The sequence below is a fragment of the Vibrio sp. Vb0667 genome, from assembly GCF_033391095.1.
Genome location: NZ_JAWPOL010000422.1, coordinates 1 through 1,026, shown reverse-complemented (window position 1 = coordinate 1,026; position 1,026 = coordinate 1). Strand labels below are relative to the sequence as shown.

Below are 1,026 nucleotides of genomic sequence, written 5' to 3'. Positions count from 1 at the left end.
GAGATCAGCAAAACCAATCTGGTTTTGTGTGCGTCGCCAGACTACCTCGCACAAAGAGGCATGCCAGAACATCCGACGCAACTTGAACAGCACGACTGTATTTACCTAGCAGAAAACGACAAAGACAACATTTGGTCGTTTTTTAAAGAAGAGGCGTTTCATTCCATCGCGGTCAGTGGTCGGTATGCGGTCAACCATTCGCAAATGCGCCTAAATGGCGTCAAAGCAGGTTTAGGGATTGGCATCTTCCACGATTTCGTGGTGAAAAAGGCATTAGAGCGCGGAGAAGTGGTCGAAGTGTTGTCCGATTGGATGATCAAAAGTAACTACCACGGTGCGGTCGCCATGCAGTACGCACAAACCAAATACATGCCTGCACGTCTACGTGTATTTCTCGACTTTGTAAACGAACATCTCGTGTCTAAGGAACCCAACCATGTTTAATGCGATTCATCACGTCGCTATCATTTGCAGTGATTACCCAACATCAAAGCGTTTTTACACAGAAGTGCTAGGGCTACAAATCATCGCAGAAAACTATCGTGAAACGAGAGATTCCTACAAACTCGACCTTGCGTTGCCGGACGGAAGTCAAATCGAGCTGTTCAGCTTTCCCGGCGCACCGGAGCGACCAAGCTTTCCGGAGGCGCAAGGCTTGCGACATTTGGCGTTTCAAGTCGACAACGTTGAAGAAGTAAAAGCGTATCTGGAATCCAAACACATCGCTGTTGAACCCATTCGCATTGATGAGTTTACGGGCAAAGCATTTACGTTCTTCCAAGATCCCGATGGCTTACCATTGGAGCTTTATCAGAAGTAAAAAGAGCCAGCAATTCGCTGGCTCTTGTTTTATACCAATACGACACCTTAATTCAGTGCTGCTTTTAGCTTCTCGACACGGTTGAACACCACCCAGTCCAACAGCAAAACGCTCACAATGGCTAAACCGCCCATCGGGAACGCGAGACACAATATCACTAACGTTACTAAGCCAAGCTTCCAAATACTGTCTTGTTGAAACTTAGG

At 47.0% G+C, this 1,026-nt stretch carries 2 protein-coding genes and 1 pseudogene; 2 read left to right on the top strand and 1 reads right to left on the bottom strand.

What is annotated here, in order from left to right:
* On the top strand, nucleotides 1-444 hold a 444-nt coding region (locus R8269_RS26385), incomplete at its 5' end, for a substrate binding domain-containing protein (protein ID WP_318223055.1).
* Complete coding sequence (locus tag R8269_RS26380) at nucleotides 437-820, top strand: VOC family protein (RefSeq protein WP_021450564.1); 384 nt, start codon at nucleotides 437-439, stop codon at nucleotides 818-820. The genes R8269_RS26385 and R8269_RS26380, both read left to right, overlap by 8 nt.
* 47 nt (nucleotides 821-867) lie before the next feature.
* Here R8269_RS26380 and R8269_RS26375 read toward each other — a convergent pair.
* Nucleotides 868-1,026 (bottom strand): annotated as a pseudogene (locus tag R8269_RS26375) (PepSY domain-containing protein); the annotation flags it as partial.

What these genes read in the sequence shown, in the direction of transcription:
- R8269_RS26380 (WP_021450564.1), top strand. Translation starts at nt 437, where the DNA reads ATGTTTAATGCGATTCATCACGTCGCTATCATTTGCAGTGATTACCCA.